This window comes from Pseudomonas sp. BLCC-B112 (assembly GCF_028550695.1).
GTDB classification, from domain to species: Bacteria; Pseudomonadota; Gammaproteobacteria; order Pseudomonadales; family Pseudomonadaceae; genus Aquipseudomonas; species Aquipseudomonas danubii.
The window spans coordinates 442,454-464,545 of record NZ_JAQQGK010000002.1 but is presented as its reverse complement, the minus strand read 5'-3'; the positions used below and the strand labels follow the sequence as shown (position 1 = coordinate 464,545).

Below are 22,092 nucleotides of genomic sequence, written 5' to 3'. Positions count from 1 at the left end.
AGGCAATGCGGCGCTCCCTGGGGGCGCCGCATTGTTCATTTAAGGAAGCTCATGACTGTGCTTGATGCAAGTCCTGCGCCCCGCGACGGGCGCCCCGATCCCGATGCGCTGCTGGAAAAGCTGCAACAGGACGAACAAGCCGCCCAGCGCGGCAAGCTGCGGATCTATTTCGGTTCCAACGCCGGGGTCGGCAAGACCTGCGCCATGCTCACCGCCGCCCGCAATGAAGTGGCCCTGGGCCGCGACGTGGTGGCCGGGGTGGTGGAAACCCACGGCCGGCGGGAAACCGCCGAGCTGCTGCAAGGCCTGGAGGTGCTGGAGCGTCACAGCCTGATGCACCGCGACTATGCCTTGCCCGAATTCGACCTGGACGCGGCCCTGGCGCGACGTCCTTCGGTGTTGCTGGTGGACGAGTTGGCCCACAGCAACGTCCCCGGTTCCCGGCATCCCAAACGCTGGCAGGATGTGGAAGAACTGCTGCGGGCCGGGATCGATGTCTGGACCACCCTCAACGTCCAGCACCTGGAAAGCCTCAACGACATCGTCAGCGGCATCATCGGCATCCGCGTACGCGAGACGGTGCCTGATCACCTGTTCGATGAGGCCCACGAAGTGCTGGTGATCGACCTGCCACCGGACGACCTGCTGCGTCGCCTCAAGGACGGCAAGGTCTACATGGGGCCCCAGGCCGAGCGCGCTTCACGCAATTTTTTCCGCAAGGGCAACCTGTTGGCCCTGCGCGAGCTGACCCTGCGCCGCACCGCCGACCGGGTCGATGCGCAAATGCGCGACTATCGCCGCGAGCGCTCGATCAATGCCCTGTGGCCGGCCCGGGAGCGCTTGCTGGTGGGGATCGCCGGCGACCCGGCGGACGAACGCCTGGTGCGCGAGGCCGCGCGCCTGGCGCAGAAACTCGAAGCCGACTGGATCGTCGTGCACGTGGCCTCGGCGCAACGTCGTGGCCACGGTGCCAGCCGTTATGCAGCAGCGATGAAGACCCTGGCCCTGGCCGCCGAGTTCGGCGCCGAGACCGCGACCCTGCCCGGCCTGGACGTGGCCGAGGCGCTGGTGGCCTGTGCCCGCGAGCACAATGCCAATCGCCTGGTGCTGGGCCATTACCCGCGCAAGGTCTGGCAGTTCTGGCATCAGTCGGTGAGTGATCGCATCAGCCGCCAGCATCCGGAAATCGATCAGATCGTGATCGCCAACGGGCCCTTGAGCCGGCGCCCGGCCGCTGCGGACAAGCCAGAGGCCGGTTTGACCCCGAGCCGAGCGCCGGCCTATCTGTGGGCCAGCCTGGCCTGTTTTGCCGCCACTGCAGTGGCGGCGCTGCTGCTGAAGGTGTTCGACCCGGCCAACGTGGTGATGTTGTTCCTGCTCACTGTGGTTCTGGTGGCCTTGCGTTTCGGGCGGGGGCCGGGTGTCTGGGCGGCCATGCTGGCGGTGCTGTGTTTCGACTTCTTCTTCGTCCAGCCGGTGTTGTCGTTCACCGTCAACGACACCCAGTATTTCTTCACCTTCGCCTTGATGCTTGGCATTGCCCTGATCACCGGCCAGCTCACCGCGCGGCTGCGCCACCAGGCCCGCACTGCCGCCGAAGGCGAGCGCCGCGCCACCTCCCTGGCCGGGCTGGCTCGGGAGTTGTCGGCGGCACTGACCGAGGAGCAGATCTGCGCCGTGGCTCTGCGCACCTTCAGCGGGGTGTTCGAGGCCCGGGTCGGATTGGCGCTGCCGGATGCGGACAATCGCGTGCGAGCCTTGAATGCCAATACCCTGGCGATTGATGAAAGCATTGCCCAGTGGGCCTATGACCACGACCAGCCGGCAGGCAGCGGCACCGACACCCTGGCGGCGGCCAAGGGCTGCTACCTGCCGCTCAAGGCGCCGATGCGCGTGCGCGGGGTGCTGGTGCTGGAGCTGGCGGACGCCGAACGCCTCAACGAACCCGAGGAGCAGCGCCTGCTGGAGGCCTGCATGAGCCAGCTGGCAATCGCCCTGGAGCGGGTGCATTACGTCGAAGTGGCGCAGAGCACCGTGGTGCAGATGGAAGGCGAACGCATGCGCAACACTTTGCTCGCCGCTATTTCCCATGACTTGCGCACTCCGCTGACCACCATCATCGGGGCCGCCGATGCCGCGTTGCCCCATGCCCCCAGTGGCCCGCTGCCCGAGCTGTTGCATGGCATCCATGATCAAGCCACGTCGATGCAGCGCCTGATCGAGAACCTGTTGGACATGGCGCGCATGCAGGAGCGCGGGGTGCGCCTCAAGCGTCAGTGGAATTCCCTGGAGGAGATTGTCGGCAGCGCCCTGCGCCAGTTGCGCGAGCCCCTGGCCAGACATGAACTGCGGGTGACCATGGCGCCCCATCTGCCTCTGGTGGAGGTGGATGCACTGCTGCTGGAACGGGTGCTGGTGAACCTGCTGGACAACGCCGCCAAGTACACCCCTGCCGGCACCCTGGTGCAGATCACGGCCCGCCAGGTGGACCAGCAGATCATCCTGCAGGTCAGCGACTCCGGCCCCGGCTGTCCCAAGGGCAGTTCCCCGGACAGCCTGTTCGAGGCCTTCAGCCGTGGCCAGCAGGAGTCCGCGGTGGCCGGGATCGGCCTGGGGCTGGCCCTGGCCAAACGGATTGTCGAGGCCCATGGCGGGCGTATCGAGGCCCAGCCTCACGCCGACGCCGGGCTGAGTTTTGTCATCACCTTGCCGGCGGGACAACCGCCATCCATGGAAGCCCTATGAGCAACCCACGCATCCTGATTGTCGAGGACGAAGCCAACATCCGCCGTTTTGTCGGCATTGCCCTGGAGGACGAAGGTTTCCAGGTGTTCGAGGCCGACAGCGTCAAGCGCGCCCTGATCCATGCCGCCAGCCGCCAGCCGGATCTGGTGATCGTCGACCTGGGCCTGCCGGATGGCGATGGCAAGCAATTGATCAGCGAGCTGCGCGGCTGGCTGGCGGTGCCGATCCTGGTGCTGTCGGCCAGGGACCGCGAAGACGAGAAAGTCGCCGCCCTGGATGCCGGCGCTGATGATTATCTGGTCAAACCCTTCGGGGTGCCGGAGTTGCTGGCGCGCATTCGTGCGCAACTGCGGCGCCACGGCCAGAGCGGCGCGGTGGCGGCCACCAGCAAGGTGGCCTTCGGTGCCATCGAGGTCGACCTGGCCACCCATGAGGTGCGCCGCGAAGGGCAGTTGGTGCACCTGACACCCATCGAATACCGTCTGCTCTGCGCCCTGATCCGCGGCCAGAGCCGGGTCCTGACCCATCGCCAACTGCTGCTGGAGGTCTGGGGCCTGGACTATGTCGACCGCGCCCATTACTTGCGGGTGCACATGGCCCATCTGCGGCAGAAGCTGGAGGCTGATCCGGCTCAGCCCCAGCACCTGATCACCGAGTTGCAGGTGGGTTATCGCCTGGTGGGGCTCTGATCCTGCCTGGTGGCGCCGCTCAGGGCTTTTTTGCCGCGACGCCGCTCATGTACAAAATCGATGTACAAGGTGATGCAGCCGAAGGCGGTGATGCTGAACAGCACAAGAAGGCCGATCTGGATGTTGCTCATGGGGAAAGTCCTGTGGGCAAGACGCGGCAGGACCGGCTTGATGGGGCCGGCCAGGAGGTGTCGGGGATCAGATAGATAATCCCTGGGCGCCGCCCTTGCCAGGGTTTATATGAAAGCTTTACGGCGGCCCCGACTATCCCTATGCCCTGCATACGCAAGGCTCCCCATAACGCCACTCTTGCTAGAATCGGCCACCCTTCACCGTCTTCAGGTTGCCGCCCATGACTGCTTCGACCCCACTGATCCGTACCGTCCTGCCCACCGACCTGGATGCTTGCTTTGCCATCGAGACCCTGGCCTACGAAGGCGACGAAGCCGCGACTCGGGAAAAGATCGCTACCCGCATCGCTACCTGGCCCGAGGGCTTTATCGTCGCCGAAGTGGAGGGCGCAGTGGCCGGCTTCATCAACTCCGGTGCCACCTTCGAGGTGCAGATGGCCGACGAAGCCTTCAAGGAACTGATCGGTCACGACCCGGCCGGTTCCGAAGTGGTGATCATGTCGGTGGTGGTGCATCCGGATTTCCAGGGCCAGGGTCTGTCCCGGCAACTGTTGCAAGCCTTCATTGCGCGCATGACCGAGCTGGGCAAGGCGCGCATCCACCTGATGTGCAAGGAACGCCATGTGCCGCTCTACGAGCGCTTTGGCTTCGTCTATGTCAAGGCGTCGGCGTCGGACCACGGCGGCATGGCCTGGCATGAGATGGTGCGGGGGTTGTAAGTCCCAGGCATGCCCCTGATGCACAAGGGGCGCCGGCGTAGGGGCTTTTCAGGGGGCTGCTAAGCAGGAGTGCCCTTGAGTTGAAGTGCTGAACTCAAAACGCCAGGACCATCCTGCGTTCATAACCCATCCGGCCTTTGCAGGCCTGGCCATTCTCGACCCAGCCCAGCTTGAGATAGAGCTGGAGTGCGGCCTGGTTGTCGGCATCCACCGCCAGCATCAGGCCCTTGAGCTGCGGCCACTCCTGGAGCGCGGCGCCGGGCAGGGCTTGCAGGCAGGCGGTGCCCAGTCCCTGGCCCTGGAACGGCAGGTCCACTTGCAGGGCGTGCAGGGTGGCGTGGTCGGCCTCGGCCCAGGCCGGCAGGCAAGGCGCGTGCTTGAGCAGCAGGAACGCCACCGGCCGTTCGTCGCTGAGCAGGGCAAAGCCCTTGATGGCGCCAGCCGGTGCATTGCCCAAGGTGTACAGCGCGCCATGGATATCCCCGGAAAACGCTCTCTGTTCAGGCCGTACTTCAAGGCTCAGCAGTTGGGCACGCTGATGGCTGTCGAGCTGTTCATAAGGCACGAGACGAGTGGTCACTGGCGGGACTGTCCAGGGGAGGGAAGGGGGCGGATTCTAGCGATTTTGCCCGAGCGGTAAAATTTTTTATCGAGGTTGTCGATTGTCTGGCTGGCCAGACGACTAAGGGTGTACCGAGCATTCAAGTGCGCTCTTGCAGGGGCTGCCCGGTGCCGGTTGATTCCACTCTTGAGGAGTTTTGCCATGCACAACCCAACCAGCGAAGCACAGATCCGCAGCCTGATCGGCCATTGGCAGCAGGCGGTGGTCGCCAGGGACATCGAGCGTATCGTCAGTTTTTACGCCGATGACATCGTCTCTTTCGACGCCGTTGGCGCCCTGCAGTATTCGGGCAAGGCGGCCTACCGTGAACATTGGCAAGCCTGCATGCAGGAGTGCCCGGGGCCGGGCATCTTCGAGTTCCACCAGCTGCAGGTGCGGGCCGCCGAGGCGCTGGCGTTCGCCCATTGGCTGGCCCATTGCGGGGGCACCGATGCCCAAGGGCAGACCAAGGCCTGCTGGATGCGGGTGAGCGCCGCCTATGAGCTGCGCGACGGGCAGTGGCAAGTGGTGCATGAACACTGGTCGGCGCCGTTCGACATGCAGACCGGGACCACTCAGTTCGATCTGCAACCTTGATGAGCGGGCGGTTCGCCAAAGAACAAAACAGCAACCATAGTTGATCAGCCCGAACCCGGAGACACCCATGAAATACCTCTGTCTGGTCTACAGCGATGAACAGTTGTTGCACAGCCTGCCCGAGAGCCCCAAGGACGCCGAGTGCCAGGCCTATGCCGAGTCGGTCCAGGGCAGCGGACGGATGCTTGCCGCCGAGGCGTTGCAATCGATACAGACCGCCACCACGGTGCGCATGCGTGGCGGCAAGCTCTCCATCACTGATGGTCCGTTCGCCGAAACCAAGGAGCAACTGGCCGGTTTCTACCTGATCGAGGCCAGGGATTTGAATGAAGCGATCCAGGTGGCGGGGAACATTCCGGCGGCCCGGGTCGGCAGTGTCGAAGTGCGTCCTGTGCGTGAACTCAATCCCTGATAACAAGCATAAGCAGGAGTTTGCCAATGACCTTTTCAACAGTCGGCCGCCAGGCCGCCGAGCATGAACTGTCCATCAGCCGCTTGATCGATGCGCCGCGGGCCAGGGTGTTTCGCGCCTGGACCGAGCCGGCGTTGCTGGCGCAATGGTGGGGGCCGCACGGCATGACCACCCCGGAGTGTGAAATGGATCTGTGGGTCGGTGGCCAGTTTCGCACGTTGATGCGGGCTGCGGACGGTGCCGAATACCCGACCATGGGGGTGTTCCTGGAGATCCACGCGCCGTCGCGCCTGGTGTTCACCGATGCCTATGTGCCGGGCTGGATTCCTTCGGGCAAGCCGTTCATGACCGCTGAAGTGACCTTCGAGGAGCAGGACGGCAAGACGCTCTACACCGCCCGCGCCATGCATTGGAGCGAAGCCGATCGGCAAGCCCATGAAGCCATGGGATTTCACCAGGGGTGGGGAGAGAGCCTGGAGCGTCTCGTGACCCTGGTGACCCAAGGCATGGCGGACTGATGCCGGGTCAATCCGGTGAGGCCGTGCAGGTCCTGGTGGCGCGGGTCTACCGCGAGCAATCGCGGCGCATTCTCGCCACCCTGATCCGCCTGCTGGGGGATTTCGACCTGGCTGAAGAGGCCTTGCACGAGGCCTTCTTTGTCGCCGTGGAGCGTTGGCAAAAGGACGGCGTCCCGGACAATCCTCGGGCCTGGCTGGTGTCCGTTGGACGCTTCAAGGCCATCGATGCCTTGCGCCGGCGGGCGCGCTTCGCCGCTTCCCAGGCGGCGCTGGTCAGCCAGCTGGAGCACCTGGAACAGCACGACTGGGACGGTGAGGACGTGCAAGACGATCGCCTGCGGTTGATCTTCACCTGTTGCCACCCGGCGCTGGCGGCAGACGCCCAGGTGCCACTGACCCTGCGGGAAATCTGCGACCTGAGCACCGAGGAAATCGCCCGGGCCTTTCTTGTCTCTCCGGCCACCATCGCCCAGCGTATCGTGCGGGCCAAGGCGAAGATCCGCGACGCCGGAATTCCCTATCAGGTGCCGACGCTGGACGAGTTGCCCGAGCGCCTGGACAGTGTCTTGCGAGTGATCTACCTGGTGTTCAACGAAGGCTATTCGGCGTCCATGGGGGCCGAGTTGACCCGTGAGGACCTGACCCGTGAAGCGATACGCCTGGGGCGCCTGCTGCTGGAGCTGTTACCGGAAGCGGAGGTATTGGGCCTGCTGGCCCTGATGCTGTTGCACGAGTCGCGACGTGGGGCGCGACTCTCCAGCACGGGCGAGTTGATCCTGCTGGATGAGCAGGATCGTTCCCTGTGGCAGCGGGCCTTGATGGACGAAGGTTGTGCCCTGGTGGAGCGCGGATTGCGCAGCGGACGCGGCGGAGCCTATTGCCTGCAGGCGGCGATTGCCGCGGTGCATGCCGAGGCTCCCAGTGCCGAACAGACCGATTGGCCGCAGATCGTCGGCCTGTATGAGGTGTTGCTGCGGCTGCAGCCTTCGCCGGTGATCGAGCTCAACCGTGCCGTGGCCCTGGCCAAGCGTGACGGCCCCGCGGCCGGCCTGGAGCAGGTGGAGGCCATCCTGCAGCGCGGCGATTTGCAGGATTACCACCTGATCCACGCTGCCCGTGCCGACTTCTGCCGGCAGTTGGGGCGAGTCGAGGCGGCGCGGGAGTCCTATCAAAGAGCCTTGGCCCTGACCCGGCAAGCCCCGGAACGGCGTTTTCTCGAAGCGCGCCTGGCCCAACTGGTCTCCAGCTCTGCGTAGCTTTACAGGGCGCGCTCTACAGGGGCGGATACCCGAGCTGCCTCACTCCAGCATCCGCCCCAATAGCCAGCTCCCGGCCGGCCCGGGCGGGTGCAGGCGCGACCAGAGGGCATCCACCACCACCTTGCGCGGCCAGCCGCGTACGTTCAGTTCCTGCAATTTGCCGGCGCCAAAGCCTTCTACCAGCCATCTCGGCAACGGCGCCCAGCCAAAACCGCCCTGGGCCATTTCCAGCAGCATCAGGTAGCTGGGCGCCGACCAGACCCGTCCCTGGGGACGGCTGTCGTAGGGGTTGAGCACCGTCGCCAGGCGCAGCTCCCGGTGCTGGCGCAGGGCTTCCTGATCGACGTGCTCGAGCCGAGCCAGCGGATGCTTGCGGGAGACGTACAGGGACATTTCACCCTGTTCATCCAGGGTCTGGTGATCCAGGTCCGCCGGGTAATCGGCCTGCATCTCGGCAAAGGCGATGTGCGCCCGGCCACTTTGCACCAGGGCAATCAGGTCTTCGCATTCGGCAATCAGGCATTCCAGTTCCAGGTCTGGGTAACGCTGCTCGAAGGCGCTCAGGCAGCTTTCAAAGCGATCCGACTGATAGGTGTCGGACAGGGCAACGGTAAGTTTCGCCTCGACTCCCTGGGACAGTTGGCTGGCGGCCATTTCCAGGCGGCTGGTGGCCGCGAGGATTTCCTCCGCGTGCTGCAGCATCACCTGCCCGGCGGGGGTCAGGCCGGGCTTGCGGCTGGCCCGATCGAACAATTGCACATTGAGGTCGATTTCCAGGCTGGCCACCGCGGCGCTGATGGTGGACTGGCTCTTGCCCAGCTTGCGGGCGGCGGCGGAAAAGGAACCCTGGGTCGCTGCCTGGACGAACGCCAGCAGCACTTCGTGTGAGGCCATGAACTATCGCCTTGATCGATGGTTATTGATTATGAAGTATCGACCTGATCCTGGAAGATCGCCAACACATTCACTCAAGGAGCACGGCAATGAGCCTGCACAAATCCCTTACCGAACGTATTTTCCAGGCTGTAGGTTTTGAGCTGCTGGCCGTGCTGATCTGCACGCCGCTGCTGTCCTGGATCATGGATAAACCCATGGCTGACATGGGCCTGGTGACCATCGGCATCGGCCTCTTGGCGCTGATCTGGAACGTGGTGTTCAACGGTCTGTTCGATCGTCTGCTCAAGCGCCTGCAACTTGCACGCAATGGTTGGACCCGGGTCCTGCATGCCCTGCTGTTCGAAGGCGGTCTGGTGGCGATGGGGGTACCGCTGATTGCCTGGTGGTTGAATGTCAGCCTGTTGCAGGCGTTCATCCTCGATATCGGCGTGCTGTTGTTCTTTCTGCCCTACACCTACCTCTACCACTGGGCCTACGACGTACTGCGGGACAAGTGGTTGCAACAGCGTCTGGCTCATTGAGCCGCAGGCCTTTGTGATAGTCGCCGGTTTCGGCCGGCGAAAACCCACGGGGGGCCTATTATGGCGTAGAGGTCTGCGAGCTGATTTCAGACAGAACTGGACACCGTCCTCGGGTTTTTCTGAAAATGTGCGTCCGCTGGAGGCCGTCACTGAACCAGCAGCCCTCCCGACTATCTGAAGACCATGACTATTTCCCGCAACTGGATCATCTGCGAGCACTGCGATTCGCTGTACGAATCCGTGCCGCTCGGCAAAGGCCAGGCCGCTCAGTGCTCGCGCTGTGGCGCGTTGCTGGCCCGTGCCCGCTACATGAACGTGCAGCAGCTGTTCGCCTTGTCGATTACCGCCGGGTTGTTGTTCGTCTTCGCCAATTTGTTTCCGGTGATCAAGATCAGCCTCGAAGGCCTGAGTAACGAAGCCACGCTCTGGCAATCGGTAGAAGCCCTGGCCCAGGGCCGCATCAGCCTGATTGCGGCGATCACCGGCCTGACCATCATTCTGGCGCCGTGCCTGCAGATCATGCTGCTGTGCTGGGTGCTGGGGTTCGCCAATTTCGATCGCGCCGCGCCAGGCTTCAAGGCCTGCATGCGGGCTCTGGAGCACCTGCGGCCGTGGAGCATGCTGGAGGTGTGCCTGCTGGGCATTCTGGTGGCCATCGTCAAGCTCGCTGGCATGCTCGATGTGCACCCCGGCCTCGGGCTCTGGGCCCTGGCCATGCTGACGGTGCTGATCATCCTGATTTCCGGCAAGGACATCCGCTATCTGTGGGATGACCTGGAGGGTCGCTACTGATGAATACGCCCCCTTACGCCCGGGACTATCAACTGATGCTCTGCCACACCTGCGGCCAGGTCTGCGAGCAATCCGAGCACCAGTGCCCCCGATGCGACTCCGTGGTCCATGCGCGCAAGCCCAACAGCCTGGCGCGGACCTGGGCCTTTCTCGTGGCCAGCCTGATCTTCTATATTCCGGCCAACCTGCTGCCGGTGATGCACACCAGTATTTTTGGCAGCGCCAGTGAAAACACCATCATGAGCGGCGTGGTGGAGTTCTGGAGACACGGCTCCTGGGACATCGCCCTGTTGATCTTCATCGCCAGCGTGGTGGTGCCCTGCATCAAGTTCTTTGTCCTTGGCACCTTGCTGGTGACCTGCCAGCGCCGCAGCCTCTGGGCCCAGCGCGAGCGTGCCAGGCTGTACCGTTTTATCGAGGTGATCGGCTATTGGTCGATGCTCGATGTGCTGGTGGTGGCCCTGGTGGCGGCCCTGGTGCAGTTTCGGGCCCTGAGTTCCATCGATCCGCGGATGGGCATTCTGTTTTTTGGTTTGGTGGTGGTGCTGACGATGTTGGCGGCCATGAGTTTCGATCCCCGGCTTATCTGGGATGTAGAGGTTGAAGATGTCTGATCATCCAGGTTCCAAGGCGGCAGGTTCCCAGCCGGCTCCCGGCGCTCCGGCGCTGCGTACGCGGCGTTTCAATGTCTCGCTGGTGTGGTTGGTGCCCATTGTCGCGGCCTTGGTGGGGCTGTCGATGGTGGTCCACAACTCGCTGTCGGCCGGGCCGGAAATCACCATCAGTTTCCAGACTGCCGAGGGCCTGGAAGCCAACAAGACCCAGGTCAAGTACAAGAACGTGGTGATCGGCAAGGTGACCTCCATCGCCTTGAGCGACGATCGCCGCAAGGTGCTGGCCAAGGTCGAGCTGGATCAGTCCGCCGAACCGTTCACCGCCGACGACTCGATGTTCTGGGTGGTGCGTCCGCGCATTGGCGCCAACGGCGTTTCCGGGGTCGATACCTTGCTCTCCGGGGCCTTTATCGGCGCCGATGCCGGCAAGTCGGAGAAGCGCAAGAACAGCTTCAAGGGCCTGGAAACCCCGCCGCTCATTACCTACGGGCAGAAGGGCAAGCGCTTCACCCTGCACACCGACGACCTGGGCTCCCTGGACATCGGTTCGCCGGTCTACTACCGGCGCATCGAAGTGGGGCAGGTGGTGTCCTATCAGTTGGCCAACAGCGGCAAGGGGGTGGACGTGAAGATCTTCGTCAACGCGCCCAATGATAAGTACGTCACCACCGACAGCCGATTCTGGAACGCCAGCGGTGTGGATGTGACCCTGGGCGCCAACGGCTTGAAGGTCAACACCGAGTCGGTGTCCTCGATCCTTGCTGGCGGCATCGCCTTCGTCGAACCCAAGTACAGCCCCAACGCCAAGCCGGCCGAGGAGAATGCCGAATACACCCTGTTCGGCGATCAGGATACGGCGCTGGCTCCGCCGGACGGCGCGCCGTATTACATCCGCATGCGCTTTGACCAGGCCCTGCGCGGCCTGTCGCTGAATGCCCCGGTGGAGTTCCTCGGGGTGAACATCGGCAAGGTGGTGTCCATGGACCTGGACTACGACGAACAGCGCAAGTATTTCCCGACCCTGGTAGGGGCGGTGATCTATCCCGAGCGCCTGGGCAAGGCCCATGAAAAACTGGTGAAGCAGACCGGCGGCGAAGACGACGCCCGCTCCGCGCAACTGATCGGCGCCTTCGTCAAGAACGGCCTGCGGGCCCAACCCCGCAGCGGCAACCTGCTAACCGGCCAGCTGTACATCTCCCTGGATTTTGTCGCCAATGCCAAGCCGGTGGCCTACAACCCCGCCGCACGGCCGCTGGAGATCCCCACCATCCCGGGCAGCATGGACAAGTTGCAGGAACAACTGCAGGCCGTGGTGGACAAGATCAGCAAGCTGCCGATCGACTCCATCGCCGCCAACCTCGATGGCAGCCTGGCGGAGATGCAGAAGACCCTGAAACAGGTCAACGGCCAAGTGCTGCCGCAGATGCGCGACACCCTGGAGCAGTCGAAGAAGACCCTGGCCAGCGCCAACGAGAGCTTCTCCGAGGATTCGCCGCAGCGACAGAAACTCAGCCAGGCCATGGAGGAAGTGCAGCGCACCGCGCGTTCGGTACGGGTGCTCAGCGACTTCCTCGGTCGTCATCCTGAAGCGTTGATTCGCGGTCGTCTCAAAGACAACCAACCGGATGCCTACCAGTCGCCATCCTCCTCTGTCCGCGAATCCGCACCGGAAGCCCAGCCATGAAAAAAATCGCCTTGTTGTTGAGCCTGACCCTGGGACTTGCCGCTTGCAGCTCTGCGCCGACCCGTTACTACACCCTGATGCCGCCGGTGACTGAAGGCAGCGCTGCGGCCCGCAACGCGAATCTGCAGTTCGAGATGTCCACGGTGCGCATCCCGGTCCAGGTGGATCAGCCGCAACTGGTGGTGCGCCAGGACAGCGGCACCCTGGCGATCCTGGAAACCCAGCGCTGGAGCGCGCCTTTGGTGGATGAGTTCCACGACGCCCTGGCCAGCCAGATGGAGCACAAGCTCGGCACCCGCAACCTTGAAGGCTTGCCCAAGCAGCCCGGGCTCCCGGTGCTGTCGTTGCAGACCGATGTACGGCGTTTCGAATCCCTGCCGGGGCGTTACGCGCTGATCGATGTGGTCTGGAGCCTGCGCTTGCGGGGCGAGGGCGGCCCGGCCCGCAGCCTGACCTGCAGCAGCCAGATCCGCCAGCCGGCGGGTGTTGAACTGAGCAGCCTGGTGCAGGCTCATCAACAGGCCATTGCCCAGTTGGCCGCACAGATCGCCAGCACCGCACAACGCTGGACCTGCCCCTGAATCAGCCCTGTAGCCGCTGCCGCAGGCTGCGAACGGCTCCGTAGGAGACGCGTGGATCTTGAGGCCGCTGGAGGTTCGGCAAGAGATCGCCAAGCAAGGTGTTCAGCGCCGGGCGCTGAGTTGCTGGGGCGCGAGGAAGGCGTCGTGGAAGTAGTCGCGCAAGGCCTGCATCGCCGGGGTGAAGGTCCGTTCGCGGTGCCAGGCCAGGCCTACGCTCATCGGGGTCACTGCGTCGCTCAGGCTCAGGGTCTCGATGCGCTTGCCCTCCAGGGACCAGGGTCGATGCACCAGGTCCGAAAGAATCGCCACGCCGCTACCGTTGGCCACCATGCTGCGCACCGCCTCCACCGAACTGGTGCGCACCCGTACATTGGGCTGCTGGCCGGCCTGTTCCCAGTAGCGCATGGCACTCTGCTCGGCTTCGTCGACGGTGAGCAGGATGAACGGTTCCTGGGCCACGTCCGCCAGGCTGACGCTGGCTCGTTCGCAGAGCCGATGGTGGGCCGGCAGCCATAGCCGGCGCTCGGAGTTGAACAGGGTTTCCGAGACGATGTCCGGGTGGGTCAGGTTGGCGGTGAGCACCACCGCCATGTCGAAACGGCCCTCCAGCAACCCTTGCTCGATGGCCTGGCGCTCCTGCTCGTGGAGTTCGATGGTGACGTCCGGGTGCCAGTGCTCCAGGCGTTGCAGGTGGTGCGGCAGGAAGTAGCCGATCACCGTGTAGCTGGCCGCCAGGTGCAGCACGCCGCTGGCCCGGTAGTCCGGCAACGGGCTGTTCAGCGCATCCTCGACACTGCGCAAGATCACATAGGCGCGGTTGAGAAAATGCCGCCCGGCGTCGGTCAGGTTCATGCCCTGGGCCGAGCGCACGAACAACTGCACGGCGAGCATGGCTTCAAGCTCCTTGATCGCCGTGGTCACCGCCGATTGGGAGATATTCAAGTGGATCGCCGCCTGGGAGATCTGCCCGATCTCTGCGGTCGCCACGAAGTAGCGCACCTGGCGCAAGGTCAACGACATGTTCCATTCCCCATCACTTCTGTAGGAGCCGACTTGCCGGCCAAAGCCATCTCGCGCCGGTCTTCGCCGATACGTGGATCACCGCCTGCCGACTCCTAGCAGAGCTTTATCTGTTTTTCAGAAGATGCTCTATCTGATAATAGATCTTCCCAAGGGGTCAAGGCCGCTCTAATTTTCACTGCACGAAGTCACAAGAGTTGGAGCAACAGTGATGCAGGCAGTGGATTTCAATTCGGACATGGGCGAAAGCTTCGGCCCCTGGACCATTGGCGACGGCGTCGACAACGAGCTCATGGGCTTTATCAGCTCGGCCAATATCGCCACCGGCTTTCACGCCGGCGACCCCGGCACCATGCGCCGCACCATCGAACAGGCCAAGCGCCTGGGTGTGGCTATCGGCGCGCATCCGGGGTTCCGCGACCTGGTGGGCTTCGGCCGCCGGCACATCAACGCACCGGCCCAGGAGCTGGTGGACGACATGCTTTATCAGCTCGGCGCCCTGCGGGAAATGGCCCGGGTGCAAGGCGTGAAGTTGCAACACATCAAGCCCCACGGTGCGCTTTACATGCACTTGGCCCGGGATGAAGAGGCTGCACGGCTGCTGGTGCAAAACCTGCGCAAGCTGGAGCCCGAGCTGCTGCTGTATTGCATGCCCAATTCGGTGATCTGGCACGTCGCCCAGGAGCTGGGTCAGCCGGTGATCCGCGAGTTCTACGCCGACCGCGATTACGACCTCAGCGGCTCCATCGTCTTCACCCGCCAGGTACGCGCCCTGGACCCGGCCGCCGTCGCCGCCAAGGTGCTGCGCGCCTGCCAGACCGGCCTGGTACGTACGGTTGAAGGCGAGGACCTGGCCATCGAGTTCGATTCCATCTGCCTGCACAGCGACACCCCCGGCGCCCTGGATCTGGTGGAGGCCACCCGCACGGCGCTGGATCAGGCCGGCATCGAGGTGCGTGCACCGCGCTGAGGCGCATTGACACGAAGCACCGCGCACAGACGCGGGTTTCATCTGGTTTTGATTTTTTGCCTGCCTTTCTACAACTATTCCAAAAGGAACAGACATGGCCGAATACAGTGTTATCACCCCCTTGCCGGGCACTTTCTATCGCAAGGCCACCCCCGAGTCGGCGCCTTTCGTCGAGGTCGGCGACAGCGTCAGCGCCGATACCGTGATCGGCCTGATCGAAGTCATGAAGCAGTTTTCCGAACTGACCGCCGGGAGCGCGGGTCAAGTCAGCGCCTTTGTGGTGGAAGACGGTGATCCGGTGGAGCCGGGTCAGGTCGTCGCGACGCTCGAACAGTGAGGGCCTGGGCATGACTCAAGCAATCAAGAAGTTGCTGGTGGCCAACCGCGGCGAGATCGCCGTGCGCATCATCCGTGCGGCGAAAGCCTTGGGGATTCCCACCGTTGCCGCCTGCAGTGAGGCGGATGCTGACTCCATGGCTGCACGTATGGCCGATGAAGTGCAGATCATCGGCCCGGCGCGGGCCGACAAGAGCTACCTGAACGTCCAGGCCCTGCTCGGTGCCTTGCAGGCCAGCGGTGCCAATGCGGTACATCCGGGCTATGGCTTTCTTTCCGAGAATGCCGATTTTGCCGAGGCGGTGGTCCAGGCTGGGGCGATCTTCGTCGGTCCCAGCGCTGAAACCATCCGCCGCATGGGCGACAAGGCCGAAGCCCGGCGTACGGCGCAGGCGGCGGGAGTGCCCGTGGTGCCCGGCTCTCCAGGTGAGCTCTTCGACCTGGACGCCGCGCGCAAGGCCGCTGAAAGCGTGGGCTTTCCGCTGTTGATCAAGGCCAGTGCCGGCGGTGGCGGGCGCGGGATTCGCCTGGCTCAGGATGCGGCGCAATTGGCCGAGGAGTTCCCTCGGGCGCAACGCGAAGCCCAGACGGCTTTCGGCAATGGTGCGCTGTACCTGGAGCGTTTCATTGGCCGTGCGCGGCACATCGAAGTCCAGGTGCTGGGCGATGGGCAACACGCGGTGCACCTGTTCGAACGCGAGTGTTCGCTGCAACGGCGGCGGCAGAAGATCTTCGAAGAAGCGCCGTCGCCGGTGCTCAGTGCCGAGCAGCGTGAGCAGTTGTGCAGCAGCGCCGTGCGCCTCACCGAAGCCTTGGGTTACCAAGGTGCTGGCACGCTGGAATACCTCTATGACGACAGCACTGGCGAGTTCTTCTTTATCGAGATGAACACGCGGATTCAGGTGGAGCACCCCATCAGCGAGCTGATCACCGGCATCGATCTGGTCCAGGCCATGTTGCGCATCGCCGGGGGCGAGCCCCTGGGGTTGCGCCAGAGCGATATCCAGCTCAATGGCGCGGCCTTGCAGATGCGCCTGAATGCCGAAGACCCGGCGCGGGATTTCTTTCCCAGTCCGGGCAAGGTCGAGCAACTGATCTGGCCGCAAGGGGCGGGGGTGCGGGTCGATAGTCACTTGTACCCGGGCTATGCTGTGCCGCCTTATTACGACTCGCTGCTGGCCAAGCTGATCGTCCACGGGCGTGACCGTGGCGAGGCCCTGGCCCGGGCGCGGCTGGCCGTGGAACACACCACCTTGACCGGCATGGCCAGCACCTTGGCGCTGCACCGTGAACTGCTGGCCGAACCCTGGTTGCAGCAGGCCGATTTTCACACCGGAACCCTGGAAACTTGGCTGGCCGAGCGCCGCGCCGGAGGTGTCGCATGAGTCAGCCGATCCGCTACAGCTTTGGTGCCGACGAGCACCTGTTCGCCGAAGTCAGCGACAGCATGTCCCTGGAAGCCTTCTTCAAGGGCATGGCGGTGACCCGTGCCGTGGAGCGCCTGGAGTTGGATGGGGTGCTGGATGTGTGCCTGGCCAATGCCTCGTTCCAGATTCGTTTCGACCCGGATCGTATCGCTCCGCAGGTTCTGCTGGAGGCGGTGCAGCAGGCCGAGGCCGGGGCGGTGGCCGAGCGCAGCCTGCACACTCGGATCATCGAGATCCCGGTGCTCTACAACGATCCCTGGACCCACGAAACCCTGATGCGCTTTCGCGACCGGCACCAGGACCCCAGCGCCACCGATCTTGAGTACGCGGCGCGGATCAATGGCCTGGCGGACGTCGAGGCGTTCATCGCCGCCCACAGCGGTGCGCCCTGGTTTGTCTCCATGGTGGGCTTCGTCGCCGGGTTGCCGTTCATGTTCCAGATGGTCGAACGTGAACGGCAGTTGCAGGTGCCCAAGTACCTGCGACCACGCACCGATACGCCAAAACTGACCCTGGGCCACGGCGGCTGTTTCGGCTGCATCTACTCGGTGCGCGGCGCCGGCGGCTACCAGATGTTCGGCGTCACCCCGGCCCCCATCTACGACCCGCAGCAGCAACTGGCCTACCTCAAGGCGCACATGGTGTTCTTCCGTCCGGGGGACATCGTGCAGTTCAAGCCCATCGATCATGAGGCTTATGACCAGGCGGTGGCCGAAGTCGAGGCCGGGCGCTTCGACCTGCGTATCCGCGAGGTGGAGTTTTCCCTGGATGCCTTTCTCGCCGACCCGGTCGGCTATCCCAAGTCGCTGCAGGAGGTGCTGGCATGATCAAGGTCATCAAACCGGGCCTGGCCACATCGGTGCAGGACTTGGGGCGTGAAGGTTTCTATCACCTGGGGATTCCGCCGTCCGGGGCCCTGGACCAGTACGCCCTGAGCGCGGCCAACCAGTTGGTGGGCAACCCGGCAGGCGCGGCCGGGCTGGAGTGCACGCTGCTCGGGCCGGAGCTTGAGTTCAGCGCCGATGCGCTGGTGGCGGTTTGCGGCGCGCACATGACGCCCAAACTCGATGGTGTGGACATGCACCTGGACACCGCTTTTGCGGTCAAGGCCGGGCAAGTGCTGCGCTTCGACTTTCCCAAGGCCGGGGCCCGGGCCTATCTGGCGGTGGCCGGTAGCATCGATGTGCCGCTGGTGCTGGGCAGTCGTTCGACCTACGCCCTGGGCGCCCTGGGTGGTTTCCAGGGCCGGCGCCTGGCGGCCGGGGATGAGCTGCCGGTGGGCGTCGCCAGTGGCAAGAGCCGTCCCGGTGCCAGCTTGCCCATGGCGCTGCGTCAATCCCTGGGTGGTGAGATCACCCTGCGGGTGGTGCCGGGCCTGTACTACGAACGCTTGAGCGACGCGGCCAAGGCCAGCTTCTTCGCCGAACCCTGGACCGTCGGCTCGGAGGCGGACCGCATCGGCTATCGCTTCAAGGGCGGCAGCGCCTTGAGCTTCCAGCCCCGGGAGCAGCCGTTCGGCGCCGGTTCCGATCCGTCGAACATCGTCGACAGTTGCTACCCCATCGGTTCGATCCAGGTGCCGGCGGGGCTGGAACCCATCGTCCTGCACCGGGACGCGGTGTCCGGTGGCGGCTACGCCATGATCGGCACAGTGATCAGCGCCGACCTTGACCTGATCGGCCAGATGCAGCCCAACCAGAAGGCCCGCTTTGTCGCGGTGACCCTCGAAGAAGCGCTGGAGGCCCGGCGTTCCTACAAGAAAAAGCTCAGCTGTCTGAGCAAACTGTTTCCTTCCTGATTCTGCCCGCCGCATCGCGCGGGCCATGCCAAAAGGTAGGCCAACGCCGCACTTCGGTGCGGTGACGGCTGCCCGCGCTTCAACCCTTGATCGGTTCTGGAGTTCACGCACATGGCAGCTTTATCGCAAGCGAATCAAACCGGGCAGACCCCGGCCAATGTGGCCCTTCCCAGCGATGCACGCATGGGCCGACTGTCCCTGACCATGGCCTGGTGGGCGGTGTGCAGCGCGATGTTCTACATCGTCGTCGGCGCTTCCCTGGCCCTGTCCTACGGCACCCGCAATGCCTTGATCGGCATGCTCCTGTCGGTGCTCAGCTATGGCCTGGTGAACAGTGTCCTCAGCCGCTTCGCCATGCGCAGCGGGCTCTCGGTGGCGCTGTTTTCACGGTTGTTGTTCGGCAGCACCGGGGCTTGCCTGGCGACCCTGATCTTCTTCTCCACGGCCATCTACTACGCGGTGTTCGAGGGTTCGGTGATCGCCGTGGCGCTCAACCACCTGTACCCGCAACTGCTGTACCCGCTGGCGGCGCTGGTGGTGGTGCTGTACAGCGTGCCGTTGATCCTGGGCAGCGTGCAGCACTGGCTGGACAAGCTCAACGGCGTGCTGTTGCCGGTGTACCTGGGGGGCTTGCTGTTCGCCGTGGGCCTGTCCATCAGCCGTTATGGCTACCAGCCGCAATGGCTGGATTTCGGTCCGGCCAATCCCAGTAGCACAGGCTGGTGGGATTGCTTCGTGGCCTACATGGGGGTGTGGATCCTGATGCTGTTCACCTTCGACTACGCGCGCTTCGGCAAGCCCGAAGACGCCGGCTATCACGGTCGCTGGAACTTCGGCATGCCGTTCTACGCGGTGACGTTCTTGCTCAACGGTGCGGCAGGGATCTATCTGGTGAGCAGCATTCCCCATGACGGTGCGCTCAACGAAGTCTCGGTGGTGATGGCGATACTGCAATTGATGGGGCTGTGGGGGCTGTTGTTCGTCTGGGCCACGCAAACCCGGATCAACACCGCCAACTACTACCTGGCGACCTTGAACATGCAGGCGTTCTTCGGCCGCTTCGGCCTGCGCGGTTCCTACCTGATGTGGGCGGTGGCCGTGGGGATCATCGTCTACGGCCTGATGCTGGCGGATGTGTTCGCCTACCTGCTCAAGGCCCTGGCCTATCAGGGGATCTTCGTGGTGGCCTGGGTCGGCGTGGCCCTGGCGCAGATTCTGCTGGGGCGTACCGACGTGGCGGCGATTGAGCGCGTGGCGGCCTTCAACCCGGTGGGGCTGACGGCCTGGTTCGGCGGCACGGCCCTGGGCCTGATGCTGATGTGGGCGGGGGGTGGCTGGGCCAGTTTTTCGGCACCACTGACCGGGGTCCTGGCGTTTGCCTTGCAGGCCGGGCTGGCCAGTCGTTTGCACAGCCGCGTGCCCGCCGCCGGCTGACGGGGCGGGGCCAGCGGCGGCTCAGAACAGTTGGGTGAACAGCCAGTACAGGCTGCCCGACAGCAGGATCGCCGCCGGCAAGGTCAGGACCCAGGCCATGGCCAGGTTGCGGATGGTGCGCATCTGCAACCCGCCGCCATTGGCCACCATGGTCCCGGCCACCCCCGAGGACAGGACGTGAGTGGTGGATACCGGCAGGCCGAACATGTCCGCCGCGCCGATGGTCAGCATGGCCACGGTCTCCGCCGAGGCGCCCTGGGCATAGGTCAGGTGGGTCTTGCCGATCTTCTCGCCGACGGTCACCACGATGCGCTTCCAGCCCACCATGGTGCCCAGGCCGAGGGCGATGGCCACGGCGATCTTCACCCACAACGGGATAAAGCGCGTGGCGTTGTCGATCTGCTGTTTGAACAGTTGCAGCTTGTCCCGGGTGTCCTGATCGAAGTGACCCACTTGGTTCTTGTCCATCAGGCGGATGGTTTCGCTGGTCAGGTACATGTCGTTGCGTACGTTGCTCATGGCTTCGGCGGGCACCTTGGCCAGCGAGCCGTAGCCCTTGACCTCGGCGCCGATGGCACCGGTCAGGGCCGCCAGGGCAGGGATCAGTTCAGGCGTTGCCTCCTTGCTGCGCATGTAGTCCGAAAGCACCGCGCGAGGATCGGCGGGGGCCGCTTGCGGGGCGCTTTTCACCAGGGCTTGCTGGGTGACTTCGGCCACCGCGGCAAATTGCAGTGACTGGTCGGCGGGCATGGTGCGGTTCAGGGCATAGGCCATGGGCAGGGTGCCCACCAGGATCAGCATGATCAGGCCCATGCCTTTCTGGCCATCGTTGGAGCCGTGGGCGAAGGACACCCCGGTACAGGTCAGGATCAGCAAGCCGCGAATCCACCACGGCGGCGGGGCGTCGCCCTTGGGCGCCTTGTACAGCGCGCGATTCTTGACGAACAGGCGCAGGGCCAACAGCAGCAGGGCGGCAAACACGAAACCGATCAATGGCGAGAACAACAGGGCGTAGCCGACCTTGGTGGCCTGGCTCCAGTCCACGCCGCTGGTGCCGTCACGGCCGTGCATCAGCGCGTTGGCCACACCGACGCCGATGATCGAGCCGATCAGGGTGTGGGAGGACGAGGCCGGCAACCCCAGCCACCAAGTGCCGAGGTTCCACAGGATGGCGGCAATCAACAGGGCAAAGATCATCGCAAAGCCGGCCGAGGAGCCCACCTGCAGGATCAACTCCACCGGCAACAGGGCGATGATGCCGAACGCCACCGCGCCGCTGGACAGCAGCACCCCGAGGAAGTTGAACAGACCGGACCAGACCACCGCGAACTGCGGCGGCAGCGAGTGGGTGTAGATCACGGTGGCCACGGCGTTGGCGGTGTCATGGAAGCCGTTGACGAATTCGAAGCCCAGGGCGATCAGCAGGGCCACGCCCAGCAGCAGGAAGGGCGTCCAGGTGGTGACCGTGGTGCCCAGTTCGTGCATGTCGTGCACCAGGCTGTAGGCGGTGAACAGCAAGCCCATGGCCAGCACCGCGAAAAACACCACCAGGGTGAAGGGGCCGGGTTTTTTATCCAGTTGCGGTTGGCGATCGAGGCTGGAGGAGGCGGCAGTCAGGGACGGGGTGGCCATTGCTGGACAATCCTGTTGCTGGAAAGGAATGGTGTCCATGATCGTTGCCAAATGTTACAGGGAGACTGCCTCAGGTCATGGTTTAGGTGATTGAGCCGTTCCGTTGATCAAATCAAGCCCGCGTGGCCATCCCGTTATCCCGCTCACCTTGTAGGAGCCGGCAAGCCGGCTCCTACAAGGTGAGGTCAGTAGTCCTGGCGCTTGCGGAAGGCCCAGCGCCCGGCGATCACGGTGAAGGTGGCCACCAGCGCCACCAGGATCCAGAAGCCCTCTGGGTCGCCGGAAAAGGGAATACCGCCGACATTCATGCCGAAGAAGCCGGCGATGATGTTGATCGGCAGAGCCAGTACCGTGACCACGGTCAGGGTGAACAGGGTGCGGTTGGTCTGTTCATTGAGGTTGGCGGCGATCTCTTCCTGCAGCAGTTTGATCCGTTCGCCGAGGGCGGTGAGGTCGTTGATGATCAGGGCGAACTCTTCGGTGGACTTGCGCAGTTCCTTGACGTCTTCCTTCTGCAGCCATTGCGGCGGCCGATTGAGCAGGCGCAGCAGGGAACCCGGCTCCAGGGCCAGCAGGCGTTGCAGGCGCACCAGTACCCGGCGCATGGCCCCCAGTTCGGCACGGTTGCTGGAGACTCGGGACGCGAGGGTCTGTTCCCGTTTGGTGACAGGCCGCGACGGCGGCCCACTGGGCACAGGGCAAGGCGCGAGGAGCG

General features: G+C 64.2%; 23 protein-coding genes and 1 pseudogene. 19 read left to right on the top strand and 5 right to left on the bottom strand.

What is annotated here, in order from left to right:
• Positions 1 to 51 precede the first annotated feature (51 nt).
• The 4 genes from PQT43_RS07750 (at position 52) to PQT43_RS07735 (ending at position 4,284) form a co-directional block, all read left to right on the top strand.
• Complete coding sequence (locus tag PQT43_RS07750; RefSeq protein WP_110594799.1) at positions 52 to 2,745, top strand: sensor histidine kinase; 2,694 nt, start codon at positions 52 to 54, stop codon at positions 2,743 to 2,745.
• Complete coding sequence (locus tag PQT43_RS07745; RefSeq protein WP_102860639.1) at positions 2,742 to 3,434, top strand: response regulator; 693 nt, start codon at positions 2,742 to 2,744, stop codon at positions 3,432 to 3,434. The genes PQT43_RS07750 and PQT43_RS07745 overlap by 4 nt, the downstream gene beginning before the upstream one ends.
• Before the next feature lie 47 nt (positions 3,435 to 3,481).
• Positions 3,482 to 3,640: a hypothetical protein gene (locus tag PQT43_RS07740; RefSeq protein ID WP_272753667.1), complete on the top strand. Its 159-nt coding sequence runs from the start codon at positions 3,482 to 3,484 to the stop codon at positions 3,638 to 3,640.
• A gap of 146 nt (positions 3,641 to 3,786) precedes the next feature.
• Positions 3,787 to 4,284, top strand: a complete 498-nt coding sequence (locus tag PQT43_RS07735) for a GNAT family N-acetyltransferase (protein ID WP_102860640.1) — start codon at positions 3,787 to 3,789, stop codon at positions 4,282 to 4,284.
• A gap of 94 nt (positions 4,285 to 4,378) precedes the next feature.
• Here PQT43_RS07735 and PQT43_RS07730 read toward each other — a convergent pair whose 3' ends face one another.
• Positions 4,379 to 4,864, bottom strand: a complete 486-nt coding sequence (locus tag PQT43_RS07730) for a GNAT family N-acetyltransferase (protein ID WP_272753666.1) — start codon at positions 4,862 to 4,864, stop codon at positions 4,379 to 4,381.
• Positions 4,865 to 5,047: 183 nt separating this feature from the next.
• Here PQT43_RS07730 and PQT43_RS07725 point away from each other — a divergent pair, with 183 nt between their 5' ends.
• From PQT43_RS07725 to PQT43_RS07710, 4 genes are all read left to right on the top strand, one after another.
• The gene (locus PQT43_RS07725) at positions 5,048 to 5,482 is read left to right on the top strand and encodes a YybH family protein (protein WP_267268770.1); all 435 of its coding nucleotides are present in this window, start codon (positions 5,048 to 5,050) and stop codon (positions 5,480 to 5,482) included.
• A gap of 67 nt (positions 5,483 to 5,549) precedes the next feature.
• Positions 5,550 to 5,894 (top strand): YciI family protein, encoded by a 345-nt coding sequence (locus tag PQT43_RS07720; protein ID WP_102860643.1) that lies wholly within the window; start codon positions 5,550 to 5,552, stop codon positions 5,892 to 5,894.
• A gap of 26 nt (positions 5,895 to 5,920) precedes the next feature.
• On the top strand, positions 5,921 to 6,412 hold the full coding sequence (locus PQT43_RS07715) for an SRPBCC family protein (RefSeq protein ID WP_102880625.1): 492 nt from the start codon (positions 5,921 to 5,923) through the stop codon (positions 6,410 to 6,412).
• The gene (locus tag PQT43_RS07710) at positions 6,412 to 7,668 is read left to right on the top strand and encodes an RNA polymerase sigma factor (protein ID WP_102880624.1); all 1,257 of its coding nucleotides are present in this window, start codon (positions 6,412 to 6,414) and stop codon (positions 7,666 to 7,668) included. Before PQT43_RS07715 ends, PQT43_RS07710 begins: the two co-directional genes overlap by 1 nt.
• 42 nt (positions 7,669 to 7,710) lie before the next feature.
• Here PQT43_RS07710 and PQT43_RS07705 read toward each other — a convergent pair whose 3' ends face one another.
• On the bottom strand, positions 7,711 to 8,565 hold the full coding sequence (locus PQT43_RS07705; RefSeq protein ID WP_267268769.1) for a LysR family transcriptional regulator: 855 nt from the start codon (positions 8,563 to 8,565) through the stop codon (positions 7,711 to 7,713).
• Between the two features lie 89 nt (positions 8,566 to 8,654).
• On the opposite strand from PQT43_RS07705, the gene PQT43_RS07700 reads away from it, so the two are divergent.
• The 5 genes from PQT43_RS07700 to PQT43_RS07680 all read left to right on the top strand — a co-directional run bounded on the left by PQT43_RS07700 (position 8,655) and on the right by PQT43_RS07680 (position 12,760).
• Positions 8,655 to 9,089: a multidrug/biocide efflux PACE transporter gene (locus PQT43_RS07700; protein WP_102880622.1), complete on the top strand. Its 435-nt coding sequence runs from the start codon at positions 8,655 to 8,657 to the stop codon at positions 9,087 to 9,089.
• Positions 9,090 to 9,272: 183 nt separating this feature from the next.
• Positions 9,273 to 9,881 carry a paraquat-inducible protein A gene (locus PQT43_RS07695; RefSeq protein WP_102880621.1) on the top strand — a complete coding sequence of 203 codons (609 nt, stop codon included), beginning with the start codon at positions 9,273 to 9,275 and terminating at the stop codon, positions 9,879 to 9,881.
• On the top strand, positions 9,881 to 10,495 hold the full coding sequence (locus PQT43_RS07690; protein ID WP_110651437.1) for a paraquat-inducible protein A: 615 nt from the start codon (positions 9,881 to 9,883) through the stop codon (positions 10,493 to 10,495). Before PQT43_RS07695 ends, PQT43_RS07690 begins: the two co-directional genes overlap by 1 nt.
• A complete protein-coding gene (locus PQT43_RS07685) occupies positions 10,488 to 12,179 on the top strand; it encodes a PqiB family protein (protein ID WP_102860650.1) in 1,692 nt (563 codons plus the stop codon). The genes PQT43_RS07690 and PQT43_RS07685 overlap by 8 nt, the downstream gene beginning before the upstream one ends.
• A complete protein-coding gene (locus PQT43_RS07680; RefSeq protein ID WP_102860651.1) occupies positions 12,176 to 12,760 on the top strand; it encodes a PqiC family protein in 585 nt (194 codons plus the stop codon). The genes PQT43_RS07685 and PQT43_RS07680 overlap by 4 nt, the downstream gene beginning before the upstream one ends.
• Positions 12,761 to 12,862: 102 nt before the next feature.
• Here the strand turns inward: PQT43_RS07680 and PQT43_RS07675 are convergent, their stop codons facing one another.
• The gene (locus PQT43_RS07675) at positions 12,863 to 13,780 is read right to left on the bottom strand and encodes a LysR family transcriptional regulator (RefSeq protein ID WP_102860652.1); all 918 of its coding nucleotides are present in this window, start codon (positions 13,778 to 13,780) and stop codon (positions 12,863 to 12,865) included.
• A gap of 211 nt (positions 13,781 to 13,991) precedes the next feature.
• Here PQT43_RS07675 and PQT43_RS07670 point away from each other — a divergent pair, with 211 nt between their 5' ends.
• The 6 genes from PQT43_RS07670 (at position 13,992) to PQT43_RS07645 (ending at position 19,745) form a co-directional block, all read left to right on the top strand.
• Positions 13,992 to 14,750, top strand: a complete 759-nt coding sequence (locus PQT43_RS07670) for a 5-oxoprolinase subunit PxpA (RefSeq protein WP_102860653.1) — start codon at positions 13,992 to 13,994, stop codon at positions 14,748 to 14,750.
• A gap of 94 nt (positions 14,751 to 14,844) precedes the next feature.
• Positions 14,845 to 15,087: an acetyl-CoA carboxylase gene (locus tag PQT43_RS07665; protein WP_102880618.1), complete on the top strand. Its 243-nt coding sequence runs from the start codon at positions 14,845 to 14,847 to the stop codon at positions 15,085 to 15,087.
• A gap of 10 nt (positions 15,088 to 15,097) precedes the next feature.
• Positions 15,098 to 16,471, top strand: coding sequence for an acetyl-CoA carboxylase biotin carboxylase subunit (locus PQT43_RS07660; protein WP_272753663.1), 1,374 nt, complete (start codon positions 15,098 to 15,100; stop codon positions 16,469 to 16,471).
• On the top strand, positions 16,468 to 17,340 hold the full coding sequence (locus PQT43_RS07655; RefSeq protein WP_272753661.1) for a 5-oxoprolinase subunit B family protein: 873 nt from the start codon (positions 16,468 to 16,470) through the stop codon (positions 17,338 to 17,340). The genes PQT43_RS07660 and PQT43_RS07655 overlap by 4 nt, the downstream gene beginning before the upstream one ends.
• On the top strand, positions 17,337 to 18,311 hold the full coding sequence (locus tag PQT43_RS07650; RefSeq protein ID WP_272753660.1) for a biotin-dependent carboxyltransferase family protein: 975 nt from the start codon (positions 17,337 to 17,339) through the stop codon (positions 18,309 to 18,311). Before PQT43_RS07655 ends, PQT43_RS07650 begins: the two co-directional genes overlap by 4 nt.
• 111 nt (positions 18,312 to 18,422) lie before the next feature.
• Complete coding sequence (locus tag PQT43_RS07645) at positions 18,423 to 19,745, top strand: purine-cytosine permease family protein (protein WP_272753659.1); 1,323 nt, start codon at positions 18,423 to 18,425, stop codon at positions 19,743 to 19,745.
• A gap of 21 nt (positions 19,746 to 19,766) precedes the next feature.
• On the opposite strand, the gene PQT43_RS07640 is transcribed toward PQT43_RS07645, so the two are convergent.
• Positions 19,767 to 21,377, bottom strand: coding sequence for an inorganic phosphate transporter (locus tag PQT43_RS07640; protein ID WP_102880614.1), 1,611 nt, complete (start codon positions 21,375 to 21,377; stop codon positions 19,767 to 19,769).
• Positions 21,378 to 21,562: 185 nt separating this feature from the next.
• Positions 21,563 to 22,024, bottom strand: a pseudogene (locus PQT43_RS07635) (CorA family divalent cation transporter); the annotation flags it as partial.
• Positions 22,025 to 22,092 lie beyond the last annotated feature (68 nt).

What these genes read in the sequence shown, in the direction of transcription:
- PQT43_RS07700 (WP_102880622.1), top strand. Translation starts at nt 8,655, where the DNA reads ATGAGCCTGCACAAATCCCTTACCGAACGTATTTTCCAGGCTGTAGGT.
- PQT43_RS07710 (WP_102880624.1), top strand. Translation starts at nt 6,412, where the DNA reads ATGCCGGGTCAATCCGGTGAGGCCGTGCAGGTCCTGGTGGCGCGGGTC.
- PQT43_RS07690 (WP_110651437.1), top strand. Translation starts at nt 9,881, where the DNA reads ATGAATACGCCCCCTTACGCCCGGGACTATCAACTGATGCTCTGCCAC.
- PQT43_RS07670 (WP_102860653.1), top strand. Translation starts at nt 13,992, where the DNA reads ATGCAGGCAGTGGATTTCAATTCGGACATGGGCGAAAGCTTCGGCCCC.
- PQT43_RS07735 (WP_102860640.1), top strand. Translation starts at nt 3,787, where the DNA reads ATGACTGCTTCGACCCCACTGATCCGTACCGTCCTGCCCACCGACCTG.
- PQT43_RS07745 (WP_102860639.1), top strand. Translation starts at nt 2,742, where the DNA reads ATGAGCAACCCACGCATCCTGATTGTCGAGGACGAAGCCAACATCCGC.
- PQT43_RS07660 (WP_272753663.1), top strand. Translation starts at nt 15,098, where the DNA reads ATGACTCAAGCAATCAAGAAGTTGCTGGTGGCCAACCGCGGCGAGATC.
- PQT43_RS07645 (WP_272753659.1), top strand. Translation starts at nt 18,423, where the DNA reads ATGGCAGCTTTATCGCAAGCGAATCAAACCGGGCAGACCCCGGCCAAT.
- PQT43_RS07740 (WP_272753667.1), top strand. Translation starts at nt 3,482, where the DNA reads ATGTACAAAATCGATGTACAAGGTGATGCAGCCGAAGGCGGTGATGCT.
- PQT43_RS07655 (WP_272753661.1), top strand. Translation starts at nt 16,468, where the DNA reads ATGAGTCAGCCGATCCGCTACAGCTTTGGTGCCGACGAGCACCTGTTC.
- PQT43_RS07720 (WP_102860643.1), top strand. Translation starts at nt 5,550, where the DNA reads ATGAAATACCTCTGTCTGGTCTACAGCGATGAACAGTTGTTGCACAGC.
- PQT43_RS07665 (WP_102880618.1), top strand. Translation starts at nt 14,845, where the DNA reads ATGGCCGAATACAGTGTTATCACCCCCTTGCCGGGCACTTTCTATCGC.
- PQT43_RS07650 (WP_272753660.1), top strand. Translation starts at nt 17,337, where the DNA reads ATGATCAAGGTCATCAAACCGGGCCTGGCCACATCGGTGCAGGACTTG.
- PQT43_RS07675 (WP_102860652.1), bottom strand. Translation starts at nt 13,780, where the DNA reads ATGTCGTTGACCTTGCGCCAGGTGCGCTACTTCGTGGCGACCGCAGAG.
- PQT43_RS07640 (WP_102880614.1), bottom strand. Translation starts at nt 21,377, where the DNA reads ATGGCCACCCCGTCCCTGACTGCCGCCTCCTCCAGCCTCGATCGCCAA.
- PQT43_RS07685 (WP_102860650.1), top strand. Translation starts at nt 10,488, where the DNA reads ATGTCTGATCATCCAGGTTCCAAGGCGGCAGGTTCCCAGCCGGCTCCC.
- PQT43_RS07725 (WP_267268770.1), top strand. Translation starts at nt 5,048, where the DNA reads ATGCACAACCCAACCAGCGAAGCACAGATCCGCAGCCTGATCGGCCAT.
- PQT43_RS07695 (WP_102880621.1), top strand. Translation starts at nt 9,273, where the DNA reads ATGACTATTTCCCGCAACTGGATCATCTGCGAGCACTGCGATTCGCTG.
- PQT43_RS07680 (WP_102860651.1), top strand. Translation starts at nt 12,176, where the DNA reads ATGAAAAAAATCGCCTTGTTGTTGAGCCTGACCCTGGGACTTGCCGCT.
- PQT43_RS07715 (WP_102880625.1), top strand. Translation starts at nt 5,921, where the DNA reads ATGACCTTTTCAACAGTCGGCCGCCAGGCCGCCGAGCATGAACTGTCC.
- PQT43_RS07750 (WP_110594799.1), top strand. Translation starts at nt 52, where the DNA reads ATGACTGTGCTTGATGCAAGTCCTGCGCCCCGCGACGGGCGCCCCGAT.
- PQT43_RS07705 (WP_267268769.1), bottom strand. Translation starts at nt 8,565, where the DNA reads ATGGCCTCACACGAAGTGCTGCTGGCGTTCGTCCAGGCAGCGACCCAG.